Raw genomic sequence first — 23,292 nt, forward strand, 5'->3', positions numbered from 1 at the left:
GAGGTGCCTGGTGGGGTACACGACTCCGACCGCCGAGGATCTCGGGCTGTTCCTCAACCTGGACACGATCCAGGGCGATCGGGCGGACCTGCTGATCAGCCTGGCCGAGGACCTGTGCAAGACGATCGTGTCGCCGCTGCCGGACGGCGCCGCCGCGGTGGTCCTCTCGGCCGCCTCCCGGGCCTACACCAATCCGCAGGCCACCACCTACGAGGTCATCGGGCCGATGTCGGTGCAGCGCCCGCAGGGCTCCGGTGGCCTGTACCTGACCAAGGCGGACAAGACGGCGCTGAAGGCGTTGGCCGGCCGCGGCGGGGCGTTCACGATCGACCCGACGCCGAAGGACGCCACTCCGTGGCCGTCGTGGCCGCCGCTGGTCGAGGATGTCTGGCCGGGTGAGCGCTGATGGTGTGGCCGCTGCCGGCCGGGGAAACGGTCACGCTGCTGCGGCAGGCCCCATCACCCGGGCGAGACGCGAAGGGCGTACCGATCCCCGGACCCGTGACTGAGATCGACGTGGCGCAGTGCGTCGTGACGCCCCGGCAGGTCACGGTGGCGCTGGGCGGCCCCGAGCAGCAGAGCCGGGATGCGACGACGACCGGCTGGACTGTCTACGCGCCGCCGGGCACAGAGGTGCTGACGACGGACCAGGCCCGGATCCGCGGCACGGTCTACCCGATCACCGGAGAGCCGTCGGTCTGGGACCGGAACCCCTTCAGCGGGCTGCGCGGGCCGGTGCAGTTCGACGCAGACCGGCCGCACGGATGACAAGGAGGCGCGGATGGCGAACAAGTTCACCTTGGACAAGGGCGGCGTCGGCGAGCTGCTGCGCTCGGAGGGGATGCGCGCAGAGATGCTGCGCCGGGCGGAGCTCATCAAGGCCGCGGCCGAGGAGACCGCCCCGGAGGGCGGCCCGCGGGACCCCCACCGCGGCCTCTACCGCTCGTCGTTCGTGGTCGTGAGCAGCACGCGAGGCGGCTTCAAGGACGACCGGGCGGCGGCCGCGGTCGGCAACACCGCGCCGTATGCGGCCGACGTGGAGTACGGCAACGGCCACGTCGAGGCCCACCACACGCTGGCCCGGGCGGCGCAGGCCGGGGGCGGCTGATGGGCGCCGCGGTCGGCTCGGTCGACGTCGAGGAACTGCTGATCGCGTGGCTCGGCGAGCAACTCGGCACGGGCGTCGTGGTGACCACCGAGCTCGGCAACGACCTCGCCGACCAGCTCCCGACCATCCAGGTGACCCGGACGACGGGCACGGACGACGGATTCCGGCTCGACCGGGCCGTGGTCGACATCGACGCCTACGCCGCGGACCGCGTGGCCGCCTCCAATCTCGCCGCGCGGATCCACGGGCTGATGCACACGGTGCTGCGCGGCAGCACCCAGCCGACGGCCGTGGTCGGCTCCGTCGTCACGGTCTCCTCGCCGTCCTGGCGCCCGTACACCAACACGCTGGTGCGCCGGGTCGGTGCGACCTACGCGATCCATCTGCACCCGGTCTCCTGACGGCCGGCCTGGGCCCGCGCCGGACCCACACCAACCCGCCAACCCCGCGTGACCAGCGGGGTTTTCGCATGTCTGGAGACCTTCCATGACCACACCCACCCCTCCCGCCATTGCGCGGGCGACGGACCTGTCGATCGTCGGAGCGAACGGCGGCGGCTGGGTCGCCCCGGCCGGCAGTGCGTCCCCGGCGGACCCGGCCGTGCAGCCGGTCAGCCCGTGGGCCGCCTTCGGCGCGATCTCCGACGACGGCCTCGTCAACGGAGTCTCCGAGGACAGCACCGACTTCACCCCGTGGGGCCTGACCGCGCCGGTTCGCACCGTCATCACCAAGAGCGTCCGTACCTTCAAGGCCACGCTGTGGGAGACCGCCAACCCCATCGCCATGAGCCTGATGTACCGCATCCCGGCATCCGGCTTCACCGCGGACGGGCAGGGCATCACCAGCTACGCCGAGACCGGCAGCCCGGAGCCGGACCGCCGGGCGTTCTGGTTCGTGGTCCTGGACGGCAGCACGATGCGCGGCTTCTACGTGCCGCAGGGCGAGGTCTCCGACCGCAACGACATCACCTTCAAGCAGGACGAGATGTCGGGCTACGAGCTGACCATCACCGCGTACCCGGACGACGCCGGCAGCACGGTGTACCACTCCGACCGCCTGCCGGTGGCGGGTGGCTCGGGCGACTCCTGATCGCCCCCTTCGACGGGTGGGTGGGCCGACTCTGGCGCGGGCCCGGTCCACCCACCTCTGTACCTCTGTCCGCCCGCGCCGCTCACGATGGAGGCTCGCGCCCATGAGCAACACCCGCACCGCCAAGCCCCGCTCGACCGCCGCCACCCGGGCGGCCGCCGCACGCCGCGCTGCTCGGCCCGCCCCGGAGCCGGAGGTCGACGACCTGGACGAGGCCCTGGCCGACGCCGCGGCCCAGCAGGCCGACGCCACCGAGGGCTACGTCACCGTGGCGCTGGCCGGTGAGCCTGTGCGGGTCCTGCACGCCGGGGTCTGGCGTAACTCGGCCATGCGCGCGCTGCGGCAGGGCGACTTCGACGCCTTCGCCGAGGCGGTCCTGCACGAGGACGACGTCGAGCTGTTCGAGGAGCTCGACCCCACCCAGGACGAGCTGGCCACTTTCGTGCAGGACGCGCAATCCCTCGCCGGAGCCGCGGGGGGAAAGTTCGGTGGGCCGCGCAGGTCCTCGAGGAGCACGCGGCGGCGGTAGAGGCCGACCTGGCCCGCTACTACCAGCTGGACGTCGGCGAGGTGTGGCGGGACCGGATGTCGCTGCGGCGCCTGTCCGTGCTGCTGGAGTTCCTGCCGCCGGAGTCGGCGACGCTGACCGCGATCCGCCGGGCACTGCCGGCCGGGGAGCGGGAGAAGCGGGCGACGGCGGATCCGGAGGCTGGCCGCTGGTCGCAGCAGGAGATGCTCCTCGCCTCCGTGATCGATGCGCTGCGCCGGATCGAGTACTACACGCTGCGGATCAACGGGGCGAAGCGGCTGGAGAAGCCGACGCCGCTGCCACGGCCTGGAGTTGCCGATCCGAAGCGGCGCAAGCCGATCCCACAGCACGCCTACGACGCGCTGTGGGAGCTCATGCACGGGACGCCGGGCGCGCCGCCCGGGTGAGGGTGAAGGGGGTGGCGTGTGTCCATCAGCATCGGGACCGTCCAGGTCGACGTCATCCCCAACACCAAGGGCATCCAGAAGCGGATGCAGGAAGGCACTGCTGCGCCGTCTGCCGCGACCGGCGAGCAGATGGGGAAGATCATCGGGGATCGGGTGTCCGCCGCGATCACCGATGCGCTGAAGGACTCCATCCCGAAGGGCGTCCCGAAGACGATCCCGCCGGCGACGAAGGGCGGCGACGAGGTCGGGGGCGCGTTCGGCCGGGCGATGTCCGCCCGGATCCGCGCCGCGATGGCGTCCCTGCCGAACATCAAGGTCGACGCGGACACCTCGGAGGCGGACAAGGAGCTGGCGGCTCTCCGAGAGCGGCTGAAGACGCTGGCGGGCAAGTCGGTCGGCGTAGATATCGACGCTGCGGATGCCGAGGCGGAGCTCGCGGCGATCCAGGCCGAGCTGGAGCGCGTCTCCGCCGACCACCCGAACATCGTGATCCGGACGGACGCCGCGAAGGCCCTCAGCGAGGTGCAGGCGGTCCGGACCGAGCTGGCCGGGCTCGGCCAGGAGAAGGTAGAGCCCGAGGTCGAACCGAAGGTCAACGAGGGCGCCTTCGCCGCGCGGCTGCGAGCGCAGCTCGCTGCGGCGCAGACCGCGCTGCCGACGATCGAGGTCGACGCGGACGCCGACCCTGCGCTGGTCAAGATTCAGACGGTCCGCGGGTCCCTGGCGGAGCTGTCCAGCATGCGCCTGGGCGTGGATATCGACGCGGCCAGCGCGCTGGCCAAGGTCGCCGAGATCCGCGCCTCGCTGGAGGCCCTGGGTGGCGAAGACGCCCCGATCGACGTCCAGGTCGACTCGGCCCGGGCGATCGCGGCCCTGGCGGTCATCCAGGCCCAGGTCGACGCGCTCAGCAAGGAAGAGCCCGAGGTACAGGTCGATGTCGAGCCGCCGGCCGACGGTGTCTTCGGGGCGCGGCTGCGGGCCCAGGTGGCGGCGGCGCAGGCCGCGCTCCCGGACATCCAGGTCGATGCGGACACCGATCCGGCTGCGGCCAAGGTCGCCGAGATCCGCGCGGACCTGGCGGCCCTGTCCACCGCCCGGGTCGGGGTGGACATCGACGCTGCCGCGGCCCTGGCGAAGGTCGTCGAGATCCGCGCGGCCCTCGCGGAGATCAACGGCAAGAACGCCTCGATCGATCTGCAGGTGGACGCCGCGCGGGCGGAAGCCCAGCTCGCTGCGTTCCAGGCCGAGGTCGAGGCGGTGGGGGCGCAGAGCCCGTCGGTGCGGGTGAGCGCGGACACCGGCTCGGCCATGGCCCAGCTGACGGCGCTCGGCGTGGAGCTGGCCATCATCGGGGCGATCCAGGTGGGGCCGGTCGCCGCGGCGGGGATCGGGTCGATCGCGGCCGCGGCGGGTGCCGCGGCGGCCGGCGTCGGCGTCCTCGCCGCGGTGGCCGGCCCGGCGATCGCCGGCATCAGCAAAGCATTGCAGGCGCAGACCGCAGCCCAGCAGGCGTCCACCACCGCGACGAACTCCGGCGCGTCGGCGATGGTGCAGGCCCAGCAGAAGGCGATCCAACTCGCCTCGGCCCGGGCGGCGCTGGCCACGGCGGAGCGCAACGGGGCCCAGCAGGTACAGCAGGCTGAGCAGCAACTCGCCCAGGCCCGCACCTCGGCGGCCCAGCAGGTCCAGCAGGCCGACCGGCAGGTCCAGCAGGCCGAGGAGTCTCTCCAGCAGGCGCAGCAGCAGGAGACCCAGGCCCAGCAGGCCCTCACCCAGGCCCGCAAGGACGCCGCGCAGCAGCTGCAGGACCTCGCCAACCAGCTCGCCGACTCGCAGCTGTCGCAGCGTCAGGACGTCCTCAACGTCACGGACGCCGAGAAGCAGCTCGCCGCCGACCGGGCGGCCGGCGCGAAGGTGTCCGCGGAGCAGATCGCCAAGGACCAGCTGGCCTACGACCAGGCGGTGCAGGCCCTCAAGGAGCAGCAGCTCCAGACCAGCCGCCTGACCCAGCAGAAGGCCGCGGCGGACAAGGCCGGCATTTCCGGCTCGCAGGCGGTCAAGACGGCTGAGCAGCAGCTCGCCCAGGCCCAGCAGGAGGTGCGGGACCGCACCCAGGCTGTGGCGGACGCCGAGCAGGCCGCGGCGCAGGCCCGGGTGCAGGGGCAGCAGCAGATCGCGCAGGCCCAGCAGCGGGTGGCGCAGGCGCAGGCCTCTGCCGCGGACTCGATCGCCTCGGCGCAGCGGCAGATCCAGTCCGCTGAGCTGTCGACCGCGTCCAGCGCCGGCGTCGCGTCCACGGCGCAGCAGAAGTACCAGGCTGCGCTGGCGAAGCTCAGTCCGAGCGCGGTCGGCCTCATGCATGCCTTCACGGGGCTGAAGACCGAGTACTTGGCCTGGTCGACGGCGTTGCAGCCGGAGGTGCTGCCGCTGCTCACCCGGGCGATCAACGGCGCCGCGGGGAGTCTCCACCTGTTCACCCCGATGGTGCACGAGGCGGCGGCCGGCGTCTCCGACCTGGAAGGCACCGTCAGCAAGGACGTGAAGTCCCCGTTCTGGGACCGGTTCCTGGTTGACCTCACCGGCAACGTGCGCCCGGCGATCAGCGGACTCGGCATCGCCTTCGCCAACGTCTTCACCGGCATGGCCGGGGTGGTCGACGCATTCCTGCCGCACACCAAGGGCTTCGTCGGCTTCCTCGACGACGTGACCGCGAAGTTCTCCAGGTGGGGGACTGGGCTGAAGGGCAGCCCGGCCTTCGAGGCCTTCATGAGCTACGTCGCCACCAACGGGCCGCGCGTGGGCCAGCTGGTCGGCGACATCCTCCAGGCTGCCCTGGCACTCTCCCAGGCCCTGGCGCCGCTGACCGGTCCCCTGATGACCGTCGTCGATGACGTGGTCAAGGGCATCGGCTGGCTCGCCACGAACTACCCGGGCGTCATCCAGGTCCTGTGGATCGGGGTGGCCGTGTGGAAGGCCAGCCAGTTGGCCGCAGGGCTCGCCGCGGCCGCGATCGGCGCGTACTCGGCCGCCACGGCGTTTGCCACGGACGAGACCGTGGCGTTCGACGCCGCGATCCAGGGCACGGTGATCGTGCCGATCATCGAGGCGATCATCGCGGCGGTCGCCCTACTGGTCATCGGCGTGATCTACGCCTACAACCACTGGTCCTGGTTCCGCACCATCGTCGACGGCGCGGTTCACGGGATTGCCACGGTCGCCCTGTGGCTGTGGAACGTCGTGCTCAAGCCGACGTTCAACTTCATCTGGGCCGCGATCCAGCTGGTCGGCCAGGTCGCGGTGTGGCTGTGGAAGAACGCGATCGCGCCCGCCTTCAACTTCATCGGCCTCGCCGCCCGGGTCCTCTTCGCGATCTTCCTCACGGTGCTGATCACCCCGGCTGTGATCCTCTTCCACCTGCTCGGGGCCGCCGCATCGTGGCTGTGGACCAACGCGATCAAGCCCGCCTTCACCTGGATCGGCGCCCTGGCGGGCTGGCTCTACCAGCACGCCCTCCAGCCCGCCTTCCACGGCATCTCGGTCGCCGCCTCAGCGGTCGGGGCCGCAGCCATGTGGCTGTGGCAGCACGCCATCTACCCCGCCTTCCACTGGATCGCGGACCTCGCCATCTGGCTCTATCAGCACGTGATCGGCCCTCAGTTCCACGCCATTGCGGCGGTCGCCACCTGGCTCTGGGACCACGGCCTCAGCCCCGCGTTCTCGCTGATCAACCAGGGCGTCAACCTCGTGGCCGGCGCCTTCAAGAGCGCGGTCGGCTTCATCGGCACCTGGTGGGGGAAGCTGGAAGACGTCGCCAAGAAGCCCGTCAACTTCGTGATCAACACCGTGTACACGCACGGGATCAAGGAGGTCTGGGACAAGATCGCGGGCGTCGTTCACCTGCCGAAGCTGCCGAACGCCCCCAAGCTCCTGGCCGCGGGTGGCACCGTCGGACCCGGCTGGGGCCCGGCCGTGCCGATGGTCACCAACCGGCCGACCGCGATCGTCGGCGAGGGCCGGACGCAGTACCCCGAGTACGTGATCCCCACCGACCCGCGCTACCGGGGTCGGGCGCAGGCGCTGTGGCAGGCCGCCGGCACCCAACTCATGGCCGACGGCGGGATCCTGGGCGACGTCTGGGGCGGCATCACCGGCTTCGGGAAGGGGCTGCTGTCCGGGCTCTCCTCGGCCGCCGACATCCTCGCCGACCCCGGGAAACTCTGGACGAAGGCCACCAGCCCGATCACGTCCACGGTCAACAGGCTGGCGGGGCAGTCGCCTTGGGCCAAGATGGTCATGCAGTTCCCGCGGAAGATGATCAGCGGGCTGAAGGATCACCTGCTGAGCCTGATCGGTCTCGGCGGCGGCTCCGGCGGTGCAGGCGGGGACACCTCGGTGCATGGTGCCTCGGCGGCCGCGGCGCAGGCCATCGCCCGCCAACTCCTGCCGTCCTACGGCTGGGGCCCGGGCCAGATGACGCCCCTGATCAAGCTCTGGAACCAAGAGAGCGGGTGGCGCTGGAACGCGCTCAACCCCTCCAGCGGCGCCTACGGCATCCCGCAGAGTCTCCCCGCGAGCAAGATGGCGTCGGCCGGCCCGGACTGGCGCACCAACCCGGCCACGCAGGAACGCTGGGGTCTGAGCTACATCAAGGGCCGGTACGGCTCGCCGGCGGGCGCCTGGGCGCACGAGGTCGCAATGAACTGGTACGACTCCGGCGGCTACATCCCGCCGGGCCTGTCCCTGGTGGCCAACGGAACCGGCAAGCCGGAGCCGGTCCTCACCGACTCCCAGTGGTCCGCGATCGCCGCGGCGACCAAGGGCGGCGACAGCGCCGGCGGCCAGTTCACCGGCCAGCTCTACCTCGACTCGGGCGAACTCCTCGGCCTGGTGCGCGGCGAGATCGAATCCGAGACCACGCGGCACACCGCCGCTCTTACCGCAGGAAGGAAGTCCGCATGACCAACGCCACGCCCGCCGGCAGCGAGGGCACCCCAGACCCGGCGCCCGATCCGACCGGAGATCTCCCGGTCTTCACCCCGGATCCGATCCCGGATCCGGTGACTTCGCCGACAGATCCGTCCCATCCGCAGAGGACGCCGTCCCGGCCGGTGCCGAACCCGACCGACCCGATCCCGCAAGACCCGGACCCGGGCGCCGACGGCTCGGGCACCGGGGATACCGGCACGGACGGCTCCGGGACTGGGAGTTCCGAGGACACCGGGACGGCGCCGGCCGCCCCGGCCGAGTAGCAGTAAGGAGGCCCCGCGGTGTCGCTCGCGACGAACCTGCTCAGCGCCAACGTGTCCTCGATGGAGACCGACGTCTCCGGGTGGACTGCGGGCTCCTCCACCACCGCCAGCCAGGGCGTCGCCGGATACGCCGGCACCCACTGCCTCAAGCTCACCCGCGGCTCGACCGCCGGTGCGGTCTCGGCAACCATCGCAGCCCGCGTCGCGGTCACCGCCGGCGTCGAGTACTACGCCGAGGCCTACTACGCCCCCGGGGCGGTCACCGCCGGCTACACGGCGACCATCGCCGTGTCCTGGTACTCGGCGGCCACCGGGGGCACCGCGATCTCCACCAGCACCAGCCCGGCAGCGAGCCTGGCCTCCACCGGCTGGACCACCCCGCCCGCAATCCTGATCGCCACCGCCCCGGCCGGCGCTGCCTACGCCGCCGTCACCGTCACCGTCTCCGGCCTTGCCGCAAGCTCCGCCGCCCTGGTCGACGCCGTGGGTTTCGGGCTGCCGCAGTCGATCAGCGGCAACGTCTTGCCCTATGCCACCCAGTCGGTCGAGCAGGACACGAGCGGCTGGGGCGCCGTCAAGAACTGCACGATCTCCCGCAACAGCGCGGACTCCTGGGAGGGCTGGTGGTCGCTGACCGTCACCGCGACGGCGGCCGGCGATACCGAGGCCTGGGCCTCCGTCATGCAGCCTGCGACTGGCGGCACCGAGTACATCGCCAGCGTCCTGATCAACCCGCAGGGCTCCGCGGCCGGGGCACAAATCAAGGCCGAAATCTGGTGGTACAACAGCAACGGCTCGTTCATGTCCCTGACGTCGGTCACCTGGACGCCGACGGGCTGGACCCCGATCCAGGTGATCGGCACCGCCCCGGCCGAGGCCACCGGCATGCGCTTGATCGTGCGCCCGCAGGCGACCGCAGCCTCCCAGGTCTGGCACGTCGACCAGGCCAGCCTCATCCCAACTGCCCTGCTCTTGGAGGCCGACAACCTCCTCACCTACAACGAGCAGAGCGTCGAGCAGGACACCAGCGGCTGGACGCTGACCGGCGGCGCCACCATGGCCCTGGACTGGTCCACGTCCCTGGACGGCTGGTACCAGCTGCTCATCACCGCCACCGGCGCCTCCGACCCGGTGCTCACCCTCGCCCGCGACATTCCCGTCACCCCAGGCACGGTGTACAAGTGGGCGCCTCCGGTGACCGCCTCACAGCCGCAGACCTACACCCTGACTATGCGCTGGCTGGATGCCTCCGGCACGGTGCTGCGCACCACCACCGGCTTCTGGTCGGTTACCTCGGCTGGGGTGGGAGCCTGGCAGCTGGGCGCCATCTCCGACATCGCCCCGGCTGGCTGCGCGAGCGTAAGCGTCTCCCTCACCCTCACCGGAAGCGCGGCCGGCGCCAGGGTCGCCCTGGATGGCATGGTCGTCGGCCCCGGGGGCCTCGCGGCCACCGCGCAAGCGCTCCCCACCGGATACGCCGCCCAGATCAACGTCCAGGGGCTTACCGTCTACGGATTCGACACATGGGGGATCTGGCGGATCGGCCCCGACGGCAGCCTGCTGCCGGTCCGCGGCGTCGGCGGGGACATGACCGCGGTCACCACAACTGGAGCCACCGCGATCGTCACCGACTACGAGGCCCCCCTCGGCGTGCCGGTGCGCTGGCAGGTCCGCACCTGGTACTCCTCCGGCGCCTCCGGCGAGTTCTCCTACATCACTGATCCGATCACCATCGACGGGCCCGGCCCGCAGGTGGTCGTCCTCAAGGACCCTGGACTGCCGGCCCGGTACATGGAGCTGGTGGCCGCATCCCCGCCGTCGTGGACCCGGTCGGCCCGCTCCGCCCGCTACGACCCCCGCCGCGCGAAGCGGCCGATCATCGTGAGCGACGTCCGCGGCCCGCACGAGGGCTCCCTCGGGGTGTTCACCCGCACCGATGACGAGCGGCAGCGCCTCGACTGGATCCTGGACGCCGGATCGGTGTTGCTGCTGCAGGTCCCGCAGGGCACCGGCTGGGACGCGGACATGTATGTGTCGGTCGGCGACAGCACCGAGGCCCGATCCGGGGTGGTTACCGAGCCGTGGCGCACGTGGACGCTGCCGCTGGTCGAGGTCGACCGGCCCGGCGGCGGACTGGCCGGATCCGCTGGCCGCACCTGCCAGACGGTGCTGAATGAGGCCGCCACGGGGCAGGTCCTCCTCGCGATGTATGCCAGCGGGCTGGGGTTGCTTACCGGAATCCAGGGCAGCTGACGGGAGGCCACCTGCATGTACCCGGTGACCTCCCAGTTCCTGGACGCCATCGCGCACAGCCACACCATGTCCGCCCGCGTCGACGCCGCCTACAACGGCGCGGCGACGAAGAACGATCTGACGTTCCATGACGGCACGGTCACCCTCGACCGCGGCAGCAAAATCCGCCGGCAGCTGTCGCTGACCGTCAGTGATCCGAGCCTCCTGCCGCGGGCGGTCACGGACACGCTGGGGGCCGGGGGGCAGACCCTGACCGCCTACCGCGGGGTGCGCTACCCCAGCGGCGTGGTCGAGCTGGCCACGCTCGGCACGTTCTCCATCACCGAGGTGTCCGGCGATCGGGACCTCGGCCCGGTCACCCTCTCGGCGAGCAGCGCCGAGGCACTGCTGCAGGCCGACCCGTTCGAGACCGCGACCACCACCAAGGGCTACAGCACCTGCCTGGACGCGATCACCTACCTGATCCACCAGACCATCCCCGGCGCCACCATCACCAACCGCACCGGCGCCAACCCGGCGCTGCCCACGATGAGTTGGGACGCCGGCGCCGACCGGTGGGACGCGGTCACGTCGATCGCCACCGCCATGAGCGGCGAGATCTACGTCGACCACGGCGGGGCGTTCATCATCGCTCCCGTCCCCAACCCGCTGACCGGGCCGGTTGTGTGGGAGATCGCGCCGGGTGGCGTGATGCTCACCGATACCCGCGGGCAGACCTTGACCGGCGTCTACAACGGCGTCGTCGTGACCGGCGACAACACCAGCAGCGGCAGCGCTCCGGTGACCGGCTCCGCGTACCTCACCGACACCAGCAACCCCCTGTACTGGGGCGGCCCGGCCGGCAAGCGCACCTACAGCTACCAGTCGTCTGCCGTGGTGACGTCCGGACAGGCCACGCAGGTTGCCCAGACCCTGCTCGCGCAGTACGGCGCGCCGCACACCACGGTCGGCGTGGGCTGCGTCCCTAACCCGGCCCTGCAGCCGGGAGACATCGTGCGCGTGCGGCACAACGGACGGCAGCGCCGACCTGGCCGTCGTCCAAACCGTCACCATCCCGATGGCGCTCAGCGGGGATTTCGGCGTGACCTTCTGGGATGCCCGTTCCGACACGACCAGCTAGGAGGGCCCGGTGACCGCGCTCGCAGACGCCATCACCCGCGCCATCAACAAGGCCGTCGGCCAGGCCGCCGACTGGCAGCGCGGCACCGTCACCGCGCTGAACGGCACCACCACCGTCGATGTGCAGATCGGCGGTGCCACCGTGCCCGACGTCCCGCGGCTGGCCACCTACACCACTGCCGCCGTCGGTGATGTTGTCATCGTTCACCGCTCATCCACCGGCGCCCGCTACACCCCCGGCCCGCTCCACACCTGAACGACGGAGGACCACCGTGCCCGCCACCGACTCCTACGGCCAGAACGTGCAGTACTTGCAGCTGTCCGACGCGCCCAATCTGGAGCAGCTCGGACAGTGGCTCACCAGCGGCCTGGTCCCGCAGAGCATCATGCGCTTCGAGTCCTCTACGGCCCGCGCCGCGCTTCTCACCGGCGCCCAGGCGCCGCAGGCCGGCATGGTCACCTGGCTCGACTCCGAGCAGCGCATCGACTACTACGACGGGGCCGCGTGGCAGGCCTGGACGCCGGGCGCGTGGATCCCGCTCACCCTGTCCAGCGGCTTCGCCGCGTTCTCCGGGTCCCCTGCGTACCGGATCCTCAACCAACGCGTAGAGATGCGCGGGACCATCCAGAAGAGCGACGGCACCCCCTTCATCAAGAACAGCCTGTTCACCTTCTGCACCCTGCCGGCCGCAGCGGTGCCGAACGGCTACCGCTACTTCACCGTCGCCACCCAGTGGGCCACCGACCTGTACGGCCGCGTCGAGGTGCACCCGGCGCCGGACAACTTCATGCAGGCCCTGATCCCGCAGAGCACCACGACCGGCGCCGCGTGGCTCTCCCTCGACCAGGTCGCCTACTCCCTCGTTTGATCTCGCCAGGAGCAACAGTGATCCAGGGCATCGACGTCTCCGACATCCAGGGGACGCGCTTCTCCACCAAGGGCATCAGCTTCGGCTTCGTGAAGGCGACTGAGGGCCACACCTACACCAACCCCGACCAGAAGGCGCAGGCCGCGATGCTCCGCGGCGCCGGCGCCGTCGTCGGTTTCTACCACTTCCTGTGGCCCGGGAACATCGAGGCCCAGGCCGAGTACTTCGTCAGCAGGTGCGCCAGCGTCGACGGCGACCTGCTGGCCTGCGACTGGGAGACCACCTCGGCCGGCACGGCCGCCAGCGGCGCGGAGAAGGACGCCTTCCTCGCCGCGGTCCGGCGCCTGCGCCCGCAATACAAGGTGCTCCTCTACTGCAACCGCTCGTTCTGGCTGGACCGCGACACCACCTCGGACTGCGGCGACGGCCTGTGGATCGCTGACCCGTCCTCGCCGATGGGGAAGCCCGCGGTGCAGCACCCCTGGACGGTGCACCAGTACTCCGACGTCGGCGGCCTTGACCGCAACGTCGCCAACTTCCCCACCCCCGCCGCGATGCGGGCGTGGGGCGCAGCCACGACCACCACGACCACCACCAGCGAGGACGACATGCCCACTGCCCAGGAAATCGCCGAGGCCGTCTGGGCCTACCAGGTCGACGACGCCACCAAGAGCGGCCCCCAGTACGTGGCGGCCAAGGCCCAGCTCTGGGACGCCACGGCCGCGGCGGCCCACTCCGACAGCGCCACCAAGGCCCTGGTCGCCCAGATCGGCGCGCTGCAGGCCACTGTCGCGGCCATGGCCGCCACCGGCGGCATCACCGCCGAGCAGGTCCAGGCCGCCGCCGAGGCCGGCGCCAAGGCCGCGCTCATCGAGCTCGGCCAGACCCTCCAAGCCACCACTCCCTCGTCCTCCTGACGCGACCCGACTACACCTCACCTCGCAGAAAGAGCCCGCACCATGGACACCGTCTACTCCCTCGCCTCCGGCGCGCTCGGCGTCGCCCTCGCGGCTGTCGCCTGGCTGATCGCTCACTCCCAGCAGATCCTCAAGGTCGTCTCCGCCCTGCCGACCGTGCAGAAGGATCTGGAGACTGTGAAGGCCTCCGTCGAGGAGCACATGGCCGCTGTGAAGAGCGGAACCGAGACCACCGGCCGGGACGTCGAGCAGCTCGCCGAGACCGTCGCCAAGAAGCTCACCGGCTTCGTCTCTGCTCCGGCCATCTCTCCGACCGTGGACTCGACTCCGGACACCCCCGCCCCCGCCGCGGCGCCGGCGGCCACCGCTGAGACCGCGACCACCGCGGTGGTGCCGGGCACCGCCTACGCCGTCACCGCAGACGCCTCCGGCCGCCTGGTCCTCCCGGACGGCTCCGTGCTCACCCCCGCCGCCTGACCCGAGGGACGTGATCCATGCCTGACGAGCTGACGCTCGGCGAGCTCGGGCGCCGGCTCGCCGACATGCACGGCGACCTGAAAGAGGACATCAAGACCCTCTCGGGCCGGGTCGACGGCAAGGTCAGCGCAGACGTGCTCGCGCTCCAGCAGGCGGCACAAGACGAGCGCCATAAGGCCCTGGCCGAGCGGGTCACCTCGATGGAGGCCGCCCGCGCCGCCGACGCCCGACGCATCCACGAGACGCGCCGCTGGCTGATCGCCGCAGTCATCATCCCGATCTTGGCGATCATCATCCCCCTGCTCGCGACGAAGGGAACGCTGTGACCACCCGGCGAATGAGGCTCAGCAGACGGCGGCGAGCCGACCTGTGGGCCGGGATCGGCATCGTGCTCGCCTCCGGCTTCGTCGCGTGGATCGTCCTCACCCTGACCCACCTTGGGGCCCAGGTTCGCACGGACGAGGCGGCCCGGGACGCGCTGGCCCGTCAGGTGCAGCAGCTCGGCGGCACGCCGGTCGCCGGTCCCCCGGGGAGCCGGGGCGCGCCGGGCGGCAGCGGCCCCTCCGGGCCGGCCGGGGCGCCGGGCGCGGCCGGGCCGAGCGGCGCGGCTGGCCCGCCGGGGGCGACCGGGGCCTCGGGGAAGACCGGAGCGACCGGGAAGACCGGGCTGGCCGGGGCCACCGGTCCGTCCGGAGCAGCAGGCGCTCAAGGGTCGCCCGGCGCGGCCGGGCCGAGCGGTGCGGCCGGCCCGGCCGGCCAGAACGGCGCCCAGGGCGAGCAAGGACCCCAAGGCCCCGAGGGGCCGCCCGGCCCGGCTGGCCCTACTGGTCCAGCCGGGGCGGACGGCAAGGACGGCTCGCCGCCGGCGTCGTGGACCTGGACGGACGAACTCGGCTCGACGTACACCTGCACCCAGACCTCGGCCAGCTCGACTGACTACAGCTGCACCCGCACCAGTGGCCCCCTCAGCGGCGGATCCGGCTCGGGATCCGGATCAACACCGCAGGCGATCGCCCCCGGTCTCATCGCCTACCGCAGGGAGTGACCCGCGCCCCCTCGTCTGCTTCGGCGGCCGAGAGGGGCGCTCGATCATGCTAAGAACTTCACGAACTGCCCCACATTCCTCCGTAAGCTGAGGCATCGTTCCTCCGTATAGGGAAGCGGGCAACCCGTAAGGCTGACACCGGGCCAATCTCAGGTGTAGACGCCCCACCACTAGCCATCATGAAGAAGGGCGGTACAGTCATAACTGAACTGGAGCGGGCCGACTGCCCTGACTGTGGACGCGTCTACTACGAGCGGGGGCCTCATCACATGATCGAAGCTGCCCATAGCCCGGGCGCTGACTTGGCAGATGCCTACCTGCGTGACCTAGAGCACTCTCGTAGTGGCAAGAAGCTGGACCAGCTTGCCGACATCGCGGTGGTCTTCGAGGAGTTCGCCCACACGGGCGAACTTGCCATCCCCCGCGAGCTAAATGATCTTGTGGATGGCCTCAGGGAGATCAAGGTGGGCAAGCATCGCTTCCCCTTCTTCCATCCCCGCAGCGACACGAAGTACCCTCTCCGGCTCACCCATGGCTTCGAGAAGCAGACGGAGAAGACGCCCCGCAAGCACATCGACAAGGCGAAATGGGTGCGACGAAAGGATTTGGAGTCGTGACCTTGCTATACGAGCGCCTCGCCCGAACAAGCGACGGCTCCCGGCGGCTCGCGGTTGCGCGCCTGAAGCGCGAGGCCCTCAAGCTGATCTACGCAGCCCTTGATGCCTCCGGAGTGACTCAAACCGAGCTGGCGGAGCGTCTTCGCGTCCGTAAGTCCGCCGTAAGCCAAGTGCTGCGTGGCGACGGGAACCTGCGCATCAAGACCATGGCCGAGTACTTGCACGCGCTGGGATACGAAGTAGACATGCGCCTCGTTCAAGCAGGAGAGCCACGGCGCGCCGTCAAGGAGTCACGTGACGTCGTGCCTGCCTTCCCAAGCCGCGATCCGCGATCGGAACAGATCGTCCAGAGCTACGACGTTGGCGATGGTCATCTTCTTCTGGGACTCACCCTTCATGGGGACGGGCACACAGGCGTCACCTTCGAAGGTTCGGCCCACCATGTGCCGAAGGCTCCGTCCCAGGTGAAGGTCGAGGCGAGCGCAGGCCCCTACCAGGTTGGAATGAAGGTCGAGGCGTGAAACTCACGGTCTACACGCTCTGCGACCGGGCAACCGTGCGTGAAGGTCTCCTCCATGTCCTCGGCGGAGGCATCACGAGCGCTCAGCTGACGACGCCTGGCGCCCTCGATCTTGACCTGGCGCTCCTCTTCCTGCCGGATAGCAGGGAGGACATGACGGCGCAACATGAGGCGACCGTCACCATGAGGCAGGTCACTGCGAACGCTGACTTGGCCAAGGTCCAGGTCGCATGGCAGGCGGCTAATATCCCAGATGTGGATCCGCTGCCGGCACTTCCGCTGTCAGTGCCCCTACGCCAAGTGCGTATCGACGCTCCCGGGGACTTCGAAATCACGATCGCCGTAGACGGGAAGCAAGCCGCTCAGCTGAAGCTGGGGCTGCGCGAGCGTTCCAACCCTGTACATACAGCACTCACGAGCGTCGGACCTCCGTCGTAGCCAGTACGCCGCGCGGCTCTCCGTTTCCGGCTGCCGACGGGCACGCGCCCGAGATCCGCAGGTCGCCCATGCGGCGGCCCGAACTCTCCGCCGCATGGGCGGCGCCCCGTCAGCAACTAGCGAGCCCGGCCGTTGCTGATAGCCGCGGCAACGAGGTGTAGTCCTGGCCTACTGCCAGCCCAGCCCGTGTCGCTTCCGCAGGTCCCACACCGGCCGCCACGCGGCGAGTGCGGCCTCCCGCAGCCGGGCCAGCTCCGCCGACTCCGTCTCCGGCCATGTGGCGCGGTCCAGTACCTGCTCCGGCGCGGGGAAGGCTTGCTTCCGCTCGGCCGTGACGCGCTCGACGTACTCGGTCACCGCGGCATCAGCCGCCTTCGCTCGGGCAGTCAGGGTCTCCAGCTCAGCGCGGATCTCAGGTGAAGGTTCGTCGGTCACCTCGTGATCGTAGATCGTGGGTCTGACAGAACGATGAGAAGGCGCTCAGCTGCCTGTCCGCGACGCCGCGAGGTCTCGGGTGAGGGCGACCACGCGCTCGGTGTCGGTGAGGTCCGCCAGCACCACGTCAGCGCCAGCATCCTCCAGCTCGGTCGCGGGGGTGCGGCCCGTCGCCACGCCGACGGTGAATACCCCGACGTCGCGGCCGGCGGTCACGTCGGCCGGGGTGTCTCCGAAGAGGATGGCTGCGGCCGCTGGCGCCTCGGCGCGCTGAAGAGCGACGCGCACCATGTCGGGGCGGTCGTCGGCGTCCTCGCCGTAGGCGCCCCGCGTCAGGTCGAGGTGTTGGTCGAGGCCGAAGGTGGCCACCTTGATCTCGGCGACCCGCCGGGCGTTTCCGGTGGCCGGGACCTGGACGGTGTCGGCGAGTTGGGCGAGCGCATCGAGGGCCGCGGCGGCGCCGGGCAGCGCGTGGCCGCGCGCCCGGAGCTCGCCGGCGCGGCGCAGGTAGGCCGCGGCCAGGGCTTCGGCGTACTCTTCGAACGGCCATGCGTCGCGGGGGAGGCCGTGGGCAGCGAGCGTCTCGCGGAAGATCACCGCTTCGCTCTTGCCGGTGACCTCGGCCGGGTTCTCCAGTGGGCGGCCGGTGACCTGCTCGAAGGCGTCCGCGAAGCAGTCGCGGCCGACGCCCTGCGTCGCCAGCAGCGTGTGGTCAAGGTCCCACAGGACCACCCGGTCGGCCATGCCGCACCCCCAACTCGTCGGATCCTCAGCGTGCCATACCCCGGAGCACCCGACCTCGTCACAGGGCGTACCGGAGGGCCCTACTCTGGGTTCAAGTTTCAGGTGAGGGGAGGCGGTTGTGGTCGCGGCAGACCTGCCGATCGGGCAGCGTATCCGCCATTACCGCAAGCGCGCCGGGCGTGAGCAGGCGGTGGTAGCCGGCCTGTGCGGCCTCAGCACCGACTACCTCTCCCAGATCGAGCGCGGCATCAAGACCCCGTCCCTGCAGGTGCTCCAGGCGATCGCCCGCGAACTCGGCGTCCCGGTCTCCGCTCTCCTCGACGACACCCCCGCCCCCGCCCCGGCCGCCGTAGACGCGACGCCCGCGCCGATCGTCGAGGCCCTCCTCGGCTACGGCCCCGCCCGATCAGCCGCCCCGGCCGAGCCGGCCGCGCTGCGTGAGCGAGTCGAAGGGGCATGGCGCATCTGGCAGTCCAGCCCGAGCAGGTTCAGCGACACCGCCGAGCTGCTGCCGGTGCTCGTCGCCGACGTCGAGCATGCCGTCCGCGCTCTTCGCTCCGACCAAGCCCCGCGCCGCGAAGCACTACGGGCGTCCGCCGACCTCTACTTCCTGCTCCGTTCGTACCTGCGGCGCACCGGCCGGCCAGACCTGGCCATGATGGCCGCCGACCGGGCGGTTCGGGCGGCCGAGGACGCAGACGACCCGCTGCGGATCGCCGCCGCGCAGTGGAACTTGGGGCATGCCCTGCTCGGCGCCGACGAGCCGGAGGGCGCGGAGCAGGTGGCTCTCCGCGCCGCCGAGCGCGTCCGAGCCGATGCACCGGCCAACGCGGAGGCGAAGGCTCTGGACGGTGCCCTGCAGCTGGTAGCCGTCATCGCAGCGGCGCGCCGCCGCGACTGGTGGGGTGCCCGCGACCGGCTGGAGGAGAAGGCCACGCCGACCGCCCGGGTCGCCGGCGAGGGGAACGTCTTCTGGACCGTGTTCGGTCCGACCAACGTCGAGCTGCACAACGTCAGCATCGAGATGGAGGCCGGTCAGGCCACCGAGGCCCTGCACATGGCAGATGCGGTGGACACGAGTCATCTCCCGAGCATGGAGCGGGCGTTCACGTTCACCTTGGACGTGGCGCGGTGCTACGACCTGCGCCGCGAGGATGCGTCGGCGCTGCTGCGTCTCCTCGACCTTGAGCGCATCGCCCCGGAGGACCTGGCCCGGACGCCGGTCGCCCGGCAGATCATCCTGACGCTGCTCGGCCGTGCAAGGGGGATGCATGCGCGGCAGGTCGAGGGCCTGGCGACGCGTCTGGGTATCGTGTGAAGGCGCCCGCCCCGCCAGCTCACTCGACCTGACAGCTCGGGTCGTGATCCGGCCACGCTCATACGGTCGGCGGCATGGAAGCACGATTCCGGAACCGGCGAGCAGGTGAGGCCCTCGCGGGTACCGCGTCTGCGGAGGCCGCCGCGCCGGAGGTCTACCTGTCTCCGCGATGTCGCGACGGTCGGCACGAAGCGCCGCCGACCGGCTGCGGCGGCCGGTACCTCGAGCGGGACGCCCGCGGAGTGCCGACCGGGCGACTCGCGGCCGGCTGCGAGTGCAGCTGCCACGAGGAGCGCCATGCCCGGCTGCTGCGTCTCGCCGCCGAGGAGATCGCCGAGGCAGCAGGGCGGCAGTTCTGATGCCGCGCATGAGCCCTTGGGCGATCCGTTGGGACCGGGAGGGGCGCGCGTGGCGCTTGGAGGACCTCGACGGACCGATCAGCGACGCGCACGGTCGGCTGCTCGGATGGGTGCGCTTCGCGGCGGCCGAGGCTGACCGGGAGCGGCTGGAGGCTGGTCTGCCCCTGCACCCGGACTACGTCGGAGTCGTGCCTGCCGAGCAGATGGGGAGCACGCGCGTGGGGCTGACTCGCGTGCAGGTCACCCGGGAGTGATCCCCTCATCTCGGCCGCCGTCCCTGCCCCTGACGTCCGGCCGGCCGCCCCGGTCCTCCGCACGCTCGGGGCGGCGCCGCCGCTCGGCGACCACCGTCGGGCTGCGGCACAACCTCCCGGCGAAGGTGCTCGATCGCATCCCTGTCGCCACGCCGGGGGTAGGTGGTCCAGTCGCGGTGACGTGAACCGCGGCTGGACCACGGGGCGGCGCCTACTTGGCGGGGTCTCTCCAGTCGTCCGCGAAAAGGTCGCAATACGCCCGCCCGGACCCGTGTGGAGGCGACCGGGTGGGACGAAGGCAGCCCCCGGCTACGCACTCGCCGGGGGCTGTCGCCTGTGTCTGGGGCGGGATCGGATCGGCCGAGGGCAACAGAACGCCCTCCGCCTTGCGGCGGAGGGCGCCTTCCCCAGCGGAGCGGACCGCCTCCACACGTATCCAGCTCCGCCAGGCATCGGCGGAGCGCACTTAGGGCGGCTGGGGATGGCCGCCCCTCCGGACCGCGACCGATGCTACTGAGCCGTTAGTTCGGAACCGTGGGTGCAGTTGATCAAACCGCCCGATCGTGTGATGAGCCGTCGGAGGCCATGATCCACGCGGGATGTGGACGGGATGTGGACTCTGGGCAGCAATAAGCCCGCTGCGTTCGAATATGCAGCGGGCTTTGACCTGGTGGTGGGCGCAGACGGTTTCGAACCGCCGACCCCTGCTTTGTAAGAGCAGTGCTCTACCACTGAGCTATGCGCCCCGGCCGCGCGCGGGCATGCGGAACGCACGCGGAACGAGGGGGACAGACTACCGGATCAGGGGGAGTGGGCGTGCGACGCGGGTCCGGCGGCAGGTGCGGCGCATCGTTGATTGTCATGGTTCCGCAGGACGGAATGGATAGGCTCGCCCGGTGAGCTCGGATGAGGTGGTTTCTTCCGCGGGGCGCTCGGTCGCGGGCGGCGGCGGGTACCGGGTCGTCGCCATCGCGGCGTCCGCGGGCGGCGTGTCCGGTCTCTCGGATCTGCTGGGGGCGCTCGGCGCGAAGCTGGCGGTGCCGGTGCTGATCGTGCAGCATCTGGATCCGCGGCACCAGACGGTGCTCGCCGAGGTGCTGGCCCGGCGGGCGCGGATGCCGGTGAAGCTGGCCGAGGACGGGGAGGCGGCGCGGCCCGGCCGGGTGTACGTGGCGCCGCCCGACCATCATCTGCTGGTGGAGGAGAACGGCCGGTTGACTCTCTCCAGCAGCGCCTCGGTGCATTTCGTCCGGCCTTCCGCAGATCTGCTCTTCAAGTCGGCGGCCGAGGTGTACGGGTCGGGTGTGATCGCCTGCGTGCTGACCGGGACGGGGAGCGACGGGGCCTCCGGGGTACGAGCGGTGAAGGACCGCGGCGGCACGGTCGTGGTGGAGGATCCGGAGACGGCCGCGTTCGGCGGGATGCCGCAGGCGGCGGTGGAGACGGGGGCGGCGGATCACGTTCTGCCGCTGCCGGAGATCGCGTCGAAGATCATTGGACTTGTGGAGGCCAAGCGGAAGTGATGGCGGAACGACGACCCGGACGGCAGTCCGAGCGGCCGGGCGGACGGCGTGTTGAGCCGCACGGCGCTCCAGGACCCGTGGACGGCGAGCAGAACGCGGTCGACGAGGAACTCGAGGCCCTGCTCGGATTCCTCCGTGAGACCCGCGGCTTCGACTTCACCGGCTACAAGCGCTCCTCGCTCGGACGCCGGATCCGCAAGCGGATGGCCGATGCCGGCGTCCGCTCCTATGTGGACTACCAGGACCGGCTGGAGACCAACGCCGACGAGTTCAGCGCGCTCTTCAACACCATCCTGATCAACGTCACCTCCTTCTTCCGGGACACCGAGGCATGGACCTTCCTGCAGCGGGAGGTCCTGCCCGAGGTGCTCTCCTGGGCGGCGGACCAGGATGAGATCAGGGTATGGAGCGCCGGCTGCTCCACCGGTGAGGAGGCCTACTCCCTCGCGATCATGTTCGCCGAGGCGATGGGTCTGGAGGAGGCGGTCGCCCGGGTCAAGATCTACGCGACGGATGTGGACGACGAGGCGCTGCGCGACGCCCGGGCCGGGCTGTACTCGGCGAAGGCCCTGGAGCAGCTCGACCCCGAGCTGCGGGAGAAGTACTTCGAGCAGAACGGCGCGCAGTACGGCTTCCGCCCCGACCTGCGGCGGCGGGTGATCTTCGGGCGGCACGACATCACCCGGGACGCCCCGATCTCCCGGCTGGATCTGCTGGTCTGCCGGAACACCCTGATGTACTTCAACGTCGAGGCGCAGACCCAGATCGTGGACCGCTTCCACTTCGCGCTGCGCGAGGGCGGGTTCCTCTTCCTCGGCAAGGCCGAGATGCTGCTGAACGACGCGGAGAGGTTCGATGTGCTGAGCATGCGCCAGCGAATCTTCCGCAGGCGGCCCGGCGATTCCGGTCCGCCGTACAACTCGGCGCCGGTGAAGCTGCGCTCCGGACCGCTGGGCGGGCAGTTCGGCGCGGGGCGGCACCGTCAGATCCGGGATCTGATCATGGACGCGGTACCTGCCGCCACCCTCGCGGTGGACGAGGGCGGAACGGTGCTGATGATCAACAGCACTGCCCGCCAGCAGTTCGGCCTGACCCCGAACGACGTCGGCCGGCCCTTCCAGGATCTGGAGATCTCCTACCGGCCGGTGGAGCTGCGCTCGCTGATCGAGCAGGCCAGGCACGAGCGCCGGCCGCTGCGGGTGAGCGGGGCCGAGCGGCGGGTCGGTGAGGAGCTGCAGTACTTCGACATCCTCATCCAGCCGGTGACCGGGGCCAACGGGCTGGTCGCGGCGACCGGGGTGACCTTCACCGACGTCACCGTCGCCACCCAGCTGCGCAGCGAGATAAAGCGGGTGCGCGAGGACCTGGAGACCGCCTACGAGGAACTCCAGTCCACGAACGAGGAGTTGGAGACCACCAACGAGGAACTCCAGTCCAGTATCGAGGAGTTGGAGACTACCAACGAGGAACTCCAGTCCACGAACGAGGAGTTGGAGACCACCAACGAGGAACTCCAGTCCGGTAACGAGGAGCTGGAGACCATGAACGACGAGATGCGCACCCGCACCGAGCAGTTGGACGAGGCGCGGGCCTTCCTGGAGGGCGTGGTCGGGTCGATCGCGGCCGGACTCGTCGTGCTGGACGGGCAGTTGGCGGTGAAGTGCTGGAACCGGGGCGCGGTCGACCTGTGGGGCCTGCGGGAGGACGAGGTGCTCGGCCGGACCTTCTTCGACCTGGACTTCGGGCTGCCGGTGGAGCGGTTGCGGGCCGCCGTGGAGTCCTGCCGGGAGCGCGGGGAGCGGGTCGGTCCGCTCGCGCTGCCCGCGCTCAGCCGACTCGGCCGCTCCATCGTCTGCTCGGTGACCTGCAGTCCGTTCGACGGTCACAACGGCGGGGTGGTGCTGATGATGGAATCGGGGGAACGCGAGGAAGGCAGGGACGGCGAGGAAGGCAGGGACGGCGAGGAAGGCAAGGACGGCTGAGGGCGTCGAGGACGGCAGGATCGGCGGCCCACGGAACCCG

26 protein-coding genes and 1 tRNA gene are annotated in these 23,292 nt (G+C 70.8%); 24 read left to right on the forward strand and 3 right to left on the reverse strand.

Annotated features, from left to right (window positions below; translation table 11 throughout):
• Positions 1-10 precede the first annotated feature (10 nt).
• The 19 genes from BS73_RS27005 (at position 11) to BS73_RS27100 (ending at position 16,637) form a co-directional block, all read left to right on the forward strand.
• Positions 11-406 carry a hypothetical protein gene (locus tag BS73_RS27005; RefSeq protein WP_037576796.1) on the forward strand — a complete coding sequence of 132 codons (396 nt, stop codon included), beginning with the start codon at positions 11-13 and terminating at the stop codon, positions 404-406.
• A gap of 95 nt (positions 407-501) precedes the next feature.
• Positions 502-768, forward strand: coding sequence for a hypothetical protein (locus BS73_RS27010; protein WP_235215546.1), 267 nt, complete (start codon positions 502-504; stop codon positions 766-768).
• Positions 769-781: 13 nt separating this feature from the next.
• Positions 782-1,108 (forward strand): HK97 gp10 family phage protein, encoded by a 327-nt coding sequence (locus BS73_RS27015; protein WP_037576802.1) that lies wholly within the window; start codon positions 782-784, stop codon positions 1,106-1,108.
• Positions 1,108-1,509, forward strand: coding sequence for a phage tail termination protein (locus BS73_RS27020; RefSeq protein ID WP_037576805.1), 402 nt, complete (start codon positions 1,108-1,110; stop codon positions 1,507-1,509). The genes BS73_RS27015 and BS73_RS27020 overlap by 1 nt, the downstream gene beginning before the upstream one ends.
• Positions 1,510-1,594: 85 nt before the next feature.
• Positions 1,595-2,197 carry a phage tail tube protein gene (locus BS73_RS27025; RefSeq protein WP_037576808.1) on the forward strand — a complete coding sequence of 201 codons (603 nt, stop codon included), beginning with the start codon at positions 1,595-1,597 and terminating at the stop codon, positions 2,195-2,197.
• A gap of 103 nt (positions 2,198-2,300) precedes the next feature.
• Positions 2,301-2,726: a hypothetical protein gene (locus tag BS73_RS27030; RefSeq protein ID WP_235215548.1), complete on the forward strand. Its 426-nt coding sequence runs from the start codon at positions 2,301-2,303 to the stop codon at positions 2,724-2,726.
• A gap of 56 nt (positions 2,727-2,782) precedes the next feature.
• Positions 2,783-3,133 (forward strand): hypothetical protein, encoded by a 351-nt coding sequence (locus tag BS73_RS27035; protein ID WP_037576811.1) that lies wholly within the window; start codon positions 2,783-2,785, stop codon positions 3,131-3,133.
• An 18-nt stretch (positions 3,134-3,151) separates the two neighbouring features.
• Positions 3,152-8,092: an aggregation-promoting factor C-terminal-like domain-containing protein gene (locus BS73_RS40485; protein ID WP_051940768.1), complete on the forward strand. Its 4,941-nt coding sequence runs from the start codon at positions 3,152-3,154 to the stop codon at positions 8,090-8,092.
• Entirely contained in the window at positions 8,089-8,382 is a 294-nt protein-coding gene (locus BS73_RS27045; protein WP_037576814.1) for a hypothetical protein, read from the forward strand. The genes BS73_RS40485 and BS73_RS27045 overlap by 4 nt, the downstream gene beginning before the upstream one ends.
• An 18-nt stretch (positions 8,383-8,400) precedes the next feature.
• A complete protein-coding gene (locus BS73_RS27050) occupies positions 8,401-10,635 on the forward strand; it encodes a hypothetical protein (protein ID WP_051940771.1) in 2,235 nt (744 codons plus the stop codon).
• A gap of 15 nt (positions 10,636-10,650) precedes the next feature.
• Positions 10,651-11,946 (forward strand): DUF5047 domain-containing protein, encoded by a 1,296-nt coding sequence (locus BS73_RS27055; protein WP_051940772.1) that lies wholly within the window; start codon positions 10,651-10,653, stop codon positions 11,944-11,946.
• Between the two features lie 80 nt (positions 11,947-12,026).
• Positions 12,027-12,623 (forward strand): hypothetical protein, encoded by a 597-nt coding sequence (locus tag BS73_RS27065; RefSeq protein ID WP_037576820.1) that lies wholly within the window; start codon positions 12,027-12,029, stop codon positions 12,621-12,623.
• A 17-nt stretch (positions 12,624-12,640) separates the two neighbouring features.
• Positions 12,641-13,540: a glycoside hydrolase family 25 protein gene (locus tag BS73_RS39955; protein WP_063837075.1), complete on the forward strand. Its 900-nt coding sequence runs from the start codon at positions 12,641-12,643 to the stop codon at positions 13,538-13,540.
• 42 nt (positions 13,541-13,582) lie between these two features.
• Entirely contained in the window at positions 13,583-14,017 is a 435-nt protein-coding gene (locus tag BS73_RS27075; RefSeq protein WP_037576823.1) for a hypothetical protein, read from the forward strand.
• Positions 14,018-14,034: 17 nt separating this feature from the next.
• Entirely contained in the window at positions 14,035-14,343 is a 309-nt protein-coding gene (locus BS73_RS27080; RefSeq protein WP_037576826.1) for a hypothetical protein, read from the forward strand.
• Positions 14,344-14,354: 11 nt separating this feature from the next.
• The gene (locus tag BS73_RS36610) at positions 14,355-15,062 is read left to right on the forward strand and encodes a hypothetical protein (RefSeq protein WP_084704389.1); all 708 of its coding nucleotides are present in this window, start codon (positions 14,355-14,357) and stop codon (positions 15,060-15,062) included.
• Between the two features lie 269 nt (positions 15,063-15,331).
• Positions 15,332-15,679, forward strand: coding sequence for a type II toxin-antitoxin system RelE/ParE family toxin (locus BS73_RS27090; protein ID WP_037576828.1), 348 nt, complete (start codon positions 15,332-15,334; stop codon positions 15,677-15,679).
• Positions 15,676-16,200 (forward strand): helix-turn-helix domain-containing protein, encoded by a 525-nt coding sequence (locus tag BS73_RS27095; protein ID WP_037576832.1) that lies wholly within the window; start codon positions 15,676-15,678, stop codon positions 16,198-16,200. The genes BS73_RS27090 and BS73_RS27095 overlap by 4 nt, the downstream gene beginning before the upstream one ends.
• Positions 16,197-16,637, forward strand: coding sequence for a DUF6941 family protein (locus BS73_RS27100; protein ID WP_037576835.1), 441 nt, complete (start codon positions 16,197-16,199; stop codon positions 16,635-16,637). Before BS73_RS27095 ends, BS73_RS27100 begins: the two co-directional genes overlap by 4 nt.
• Positions 16,638-16,805: 168 nt before the next feature.
• Here the strand turns inward: BS73_RS27100 and BS73_RS27105 are convergent, their stop codons facing one another.
• Positions 16,806-17,072: a hypothetical protein gene (locus BS73_RS27105; protein ID WP_152617740.1), complete on the reverse strand. Its 267-nt coding sequence runs from the start codon at positions 17,070-17,072 to the stop codon at positions 16,806-16,808.
• A gap of 45 nt (positions 17,073-17,117) precedes the next feature.
• Positions 17,118-17,816, reverse strand: a complete 699-nt coding sequence (locus BS73_RS27110; RefSeq protein WP_037576840.1) for an HAD family hydrolase — start codon at positions 17,814-17,816, stop codon at positions 17,118-17,120.
• 118 nt (positions 17,817-17,934) lie between these two features.
• On the opposite strand from BS73_RS27110, the gene BS73_RS27115 reads away from it, so the two are divergent.
• The 3 genes from BS73_RS27115 (at position 17,935) to BS73_RS27120 (ending at position 19,747) form a co-directional block, all read left to right on the forward strand.
• A complete protein-coding gene (locus BS73_RS27115) occupies positions 17,935-19,134 on the forward strand; it encodes a helix-turn-helix domain-containing protein (RefSeq protein WP_037576843.1) in 1,200 nt (399 codons plus the stop codon).
• 74 nt (positions 19,135-19,208) lie between these two features.
• Positions 19,209-19,493: a hypothetical protein gene (locus tag BS73_RS37755; protein ID WP_152617741.1), complete on the forward strand. Its 285-nt coding sequence runs from the start codon at positions 19,209-19,211 to the stop codon at positions 19,491-19,493.
• A gap of 56 nt (positions 19,494-19,549) precedes the next feature.
• Positions 19,550-19,747, forward strand: coding sequence for a hypothetical protein (locus tag BS73_RS27120; RefSeq protein WP_152617742.1), 198 nt, complete (start codon positions 19,550-19,552; stop codon positions 19,745-19,747).
• 671 nt (positions 19,748-20,418) lie between these two features.
• Here BS73_RS27120 and BS73_RS27125 read toward each other — a convergent pair.
• A tRNA-Val gene (locus tag BS73_RS27125) sits at positions 20,419-20,493 on the reverse strand.
• A 150-nt stretch (positions 20,494-20,643) separates the two neighbouring features.
• Between BS73_RS27125 and BS73_RS27130 the strand changes: the two genes are divergently transcribed.
• Entirely contained in the window at positions 20,644-21,270 is a 627-nt protein-coding gene (locus tag BS73_RS27130; RefSeq protein WP_235215549.1) for a chemotaxis protein CheB, read from the forward strand.
• Positions 21,271-21,347: 77 nt separating this feature from the next.
• A complete protein-coding gene (locus BS73_RS27135; protein ID WP_051940778.1) occupies positions 21,348-23,252 on the forward strand; it encodes a CheR family methyltransferase in 1,905 nt (634 codons plus the stop codon).
• The last annotated feature ends 40 nt before the right edge of the window (positions 23,253-23,292 follow it).

It is taken from the genome of Phaeacidiphilus oryzae TH49 (genome assembly GCF_000744815.1).
Classification (GTDB): domain Bacteria; phylum Actinomycetota; class Actinomycetes; order Streptomycetales; family Streptomycetaceae; genus Phaeacidiphilus; species Phaeacidiphilus oryzae.

What these genes read in the sequence shown, in the direction of transcription:
- BS73_RS36610 (WP_084704389.1), top strand. Translation starts at nt 14,355, where the DNA reads ATGAGGCTCAGCAGACGGCGGCGAGCCGACCTGTGGGCCGGGATCGGC.
- BS73_RS27045 (WP_037576814.1), top strand. Translation starts at nt 8,089, where the DNA reads ATGACCAACGCCACGCCCGCCGGCAGCGAGGGCACCCCAGACCCGGCG.
- BS73_RS27110 (WP_037576840.1), bottom strand. Translation starts at nt 17,816, where the DNA reads ATGGCCGACCGGGTGGTCCTGTGGGACCTTGACCACACGCTGCTGGCG.
- BS73_RS27090 (WP_037576828.1), top strand. Translation starts at nt 15,332, where the DNA reads ATGATCGAAGCTGCCCATAGCCCGGGCGCTGACTTGGCAGATGCCTAC.
- BS73_RS27030 (WP_235215548.1), top strand. Translation starts at nt 2,301, where the DNA reads ATGAGCAACACCCGCACCGCCAAGCCCCGCTCGACCGCCGCCACCCGG.
- BS73_RS37755 (WP_152617741.1), top strand. Translation starts at nt 19,209, where the DNA reads ATGGAAGCACGATTCCGGAACCGGCGAGCAGGTGAGGCCCTCGCGGGT.
- BS73_RS27025 (WP_037576808.1), top strand. Translation starts at nt 1,595, where the DNA reads ATGACCACACCCACCCCTCCCGCCATTGCGCGGGCGACGGACCTGTCG.
- BS73_RS27015 (WP_037576802.1), top strand. Translation starts at nt 782, where the DNA reads ATGGCGAACAAGTTCACCTTGGACAAGGGCGGCGTCGGCGAGCTGCTG.
- BS73_RS27075 (WP_037576823.1), top strand. Translation starts at nt 13,583, where the DNA reads ATGGACACCGTCTACTCCCTCGCCTCCGGCGCGCTCGGCGTCGCCCTC.
- BS73_RS27020 (WP_037576805.1), top strand. Translation starts at nt 1,108, where the DNA reads ATGGGCGCCGCGGTCGGCTCGGTCGACGTCGAGGAACTGCTGATCGCG.
- BS73_RS27080 (WP_037576826.1), top strand. Translation starts at nt 14,035, where the DNA reads ATGCCTGACGAGCTGACGCTCGGCGAGCTCGGGCGCCGGCTCGCCGAC.
- BS73_RS27035 (WP_037576811.1), top strand. Translation starts at nt 2,783, where the DNA reads ATGTCGCTGCGGCGCCTGTCCGTGCTGCTGGAGTTCCTGCCGCCGGAG.
- BS73_RS27055 (WP_051940772.1), top strand. Translation starts at nt 10,651, where the DNA reads ATGTACCCGGTGACCTCCCAGTTCCTGGACGCCATCGCGCACAGCCAC.